Origin of the sequence: Tahibacter caeni, from assembly GCF_024609805.1 — a bacterium.
Classification (GTDB): Bacteria; Pseudomonadota; Gammaproteobacteria; order Xanthomonadales; family Rhodanobacteraceae; genus Tahibacter; species Tahibacter caeni.
Map to the genome: position 1 here is coordinate 1 of NZ_JANFVR010000465.1, position 2,914 is coordinate 2,914.

Annotated in this window: 4 protein-coding genes; all 4 read left to right on the forward strand. The window is 68.9% G+C overall.

Features of this window, described 5'->3' with window-relative positions:
* The coding region (locus tag NON22_RS22660; protein WP_257389258.1) for a cell division protein FtsX at positions 1-681 on the forward strand (681 nt) is incomplete at its 5' end.
* A 297-nt stretch (positions 682-978) separates the two neighbouring features.
* Positions 979-1,779 (forward strand): response regulator, encoded by an 801-nt coding sequence (locus NON22_RS22665; protein ID WP_257389261.1) that lies wholly within the window; start codon positions 979-981, stop codon positions 1,777-1,779.
* Positions 1,776-2,456 carry a uracil-DNA glycosylase gene (ung, locus tag NON22_RS22670; RefSeq protein ID WP_257389259.1) on the forward strand — a complete coding sequence of 227 codons (681 nt, stop codon included), beginning with the start codon at positions 1,776-1,778 and terminating at the stop codon, positions 2,454-2,456. The genes NON22_RS22665 and ung overlap by 4 nt, the downstream gene beginning before the upstream one ends.
* A gap of 48 nt (positions 2,457-2,504) precedes the next feature.
* Positions 2,505-2,914: WGR domain-containing protein (locus NON22_RS22675; RefSeq protein ID WP_257389260.1), on the forward strand; the 410-nt coding region annotated here is incomplete at its 3' end.

The window sequence follows — 2,914 nt, forward strand, 5'->3', positions numbered from 1 at the left end:
GCCGCGCTCGCGGCGCGGCTGCGCGCGCGCGGCGACGTGACCGCGGTCAAGCAGATCACGCCGGAGCAGGGGCTCGAGGAATTCCGCGCGATGTCGGGCTTCGCCGATGCGCTCGACGTGCTGCAGTTCAATCCGCTGCCGCAGGTGCTCGTGGTCACGCCGCAGGAGGCGCGCGGCAGCGAGGATCCGGCCGTGCTCGCCGTGCTGCGCGCCGAGAGCGACGTCGACCTCGTGCAATACGACGCCGCCTGGCGCCGGCGCCTCGGCGCCATCCTCGGCCTGTCGCAGCGCAGCGTGCTCGTGCTCGCGGGCCTGCTCGCGCTGGCGACCCTGCTCGTGGTCGGCAACACGGTGCGGCTCGACATCCAGTCGCGCGCCGAAGAGATCGCCGTCATGCATCTGATCGGCGCGAGCCCGGGCTTCGTGCGCCGGCCGTTCCTGTACACCGGCGTCTGGTACGGCCTGTTCAGCGGCGTGTTCGCGCTGATCGTCGTCTACGGCGTGCAGTGGGCGCTGCAGGCGCCGGTCGACCGCCTGCTCGACAGTTACGACAACCGGTTCATACTGCACGGCTTGGCGCCGGCCGCGGCGCTGGCCGTGCCGGTGCTCAGTGCCGCATTGGGCTGGCTTGGCGCTATGCTTGCTTCCGCCCGGCATCTGGCCGAAGCGCATCCGGATTGACCCCTGAACGATCCGGGCTGCGGCTTCTGCGGTGCGGCCTCCGAAGCGAAGGCGGTCGGCGCCGGCATCGCGAGTGTTTGACGTCGTGAAGGCGATGCTGCCGGACATCGGCGCGGCGGCGCGCCGCGCAGGCCGCTCCGGAGGTCCTCGTCGTCGCGGCGGCCGAACGCGTGTTGCAGGGCAAGTTTGGTAGGGTTGTGAAGCGGCGGGCGCCGAGCCGCGCCGCAGTCATTCGCTGAAGGGGAACCCGTGGACGCACATCTGACCCGACATATCGCCAGCGACGAACCTCGCGTGATGGTGGTCGACGGGTCCAAGGTCGTGCGCCGGCTGATCGAGCAGGTGCTCAAGTCCGACCTGCCGGGCGTGACCGTGCTGGCCTGCGAGACCGGCGCCGAAGCCAAGCAGCAGCTCGAGGCCGGCGTCGTCGATTTCGTGACCACGGCGCTGCGCCTGCCCGACATGGACGGCCTGGAACTGGCCCAGTACATCCGCGAGCATGCGCCGCAGGCCTATATCCCGATCGTCGTCGTCTCGGGAGACGTGCAGGAGCGGCTCGTTGCGCGCACCCTGTCCGACGCGGTCACCGACTATTTCGACAAGTCGCTCGGTTTCGCCGCGCTGGCCGCGTTCATCCGCGGCTACGTGCGGCCCGAGTCCAACGTGACCGGCGAGGTGCTCTACGTCGAGGACAGCCGCGTCGTCGCGCTCGCGACGCGGCGCATGATGGAAAAGCACGGCCTGACCGTGCTGCACGTGGTCAGCGTCGAGGATGCGCTCGCGCTGCTCGACACGGCCAAGGCCCAGGGCAAGGTGCCCGGCGCCGACATCGTGCTGACCGACGTCAATCTCAAGGGCGAGCTCACCGGCGGCGATCTGCTCGAACGCATCCGCAACGAGTTCGGCTACGGCAAGGCGCAACTGCCCGTGCTCGTGATGACCGGCGACGACAATCCCAAGAACCAGGCCGTGCTGATCCGCCAGGGCGCGAACGACCTCGTCGAGAAGCCGATCGAGGAGCGCCTGCTGATCACCAAGCTGCTGTTCCAGCTGCGCGTGGGCCAGCATGCGCGCGCGCTCATGACGGAAACCGCATGACCGATGCGCGGTTGAAGCTCGAGCCGAGCTGGAAGCAACGCGTCGGCGGTTATTTCGACCGGCCAGACATGCAGGCGCTGTCGGAATTCCTGCGCAACGAGCTGCGCAGCGGCAAGATCATCTATCCGCCGCCGAAGCAGATCTTCGCGGCGCTCGACGCGACGCCGTTCGACCGGGTCAAGATCGTCATCCTCGGCCAGGATCCGTATCACGGCCCGGGCCAGGCCCACGGCCTGTGCTTTTCGGTGCAGCCCGGCGTGCCGGTGCCGCCGTCGCTGCGCAACATGTACGCGGAGCTGCAGCGCGACATCGGCTTCGTGCCGCCGCGCCACGGCTGCCTGACGCGCTGGGCCGAGCAGGGCGTGCTGCTGCTCAATGCCGTGCTGACGGTCGAGCAGAGCCTGGCCGGCTCGCACCAGGGCAAGGGCTGGGAAGGCTTCACCGACGCGGTCATCGACGCGCTGAACCGCGAGCGCGACCACCTCGTGTTCATGCTCTGGGGCTCCTACGCGCAGTCCAAGGGCCGGCTCATCGACCGCAGCCGGCATCTCGTGCTCAAGGCGCCGCATCCGTCGCCGCTGTCGGCGCATCGCGGCTTCATCGGCTGCGGGCATTTCTCGGCCGCGAACGACTACCTCGTCAAGCACGGCATGACTCCGGTGGACTGGACCTTGTGACGGCCGCCGATTAGCTTTGACGCTCCGTCCGCGGCAGCCAAGGATGCCATGCGTCGTTTCGAGTTCAGCGAGGGTGGGTCGAACAAATTCTGGGAGATCGCGCAGAACGGCGCCGACCTCGTCATCCGCTGGGGCCGCATCGGCACGCAGGGACAAAGCCAGGCCAAGTCCTTCGCCGACGTGGCCAAGGCCAAGTCCGCGCTCGACAAGCTCGTCGCCGAGAAGACCGGCAAGGGCTACGTCGAAACGACTGCCGGCGCGGCGCCGGCAGTGGATACTTCTGTAAAAGTAGAGAAAAATATAAAACAGACGCCCGCGGCAACGATTGCCGAAGCGGCTGCCGCCGCGTCCGACGCGGGACCCGCCGCCGCCCCGTCGCCGGTAGCGCCGCCGCCGGCCGACGTGGACCTCGCGCTCGACATGCTGCCGCCGCTGCCGAGCCTGGCCGGCAGCACGCC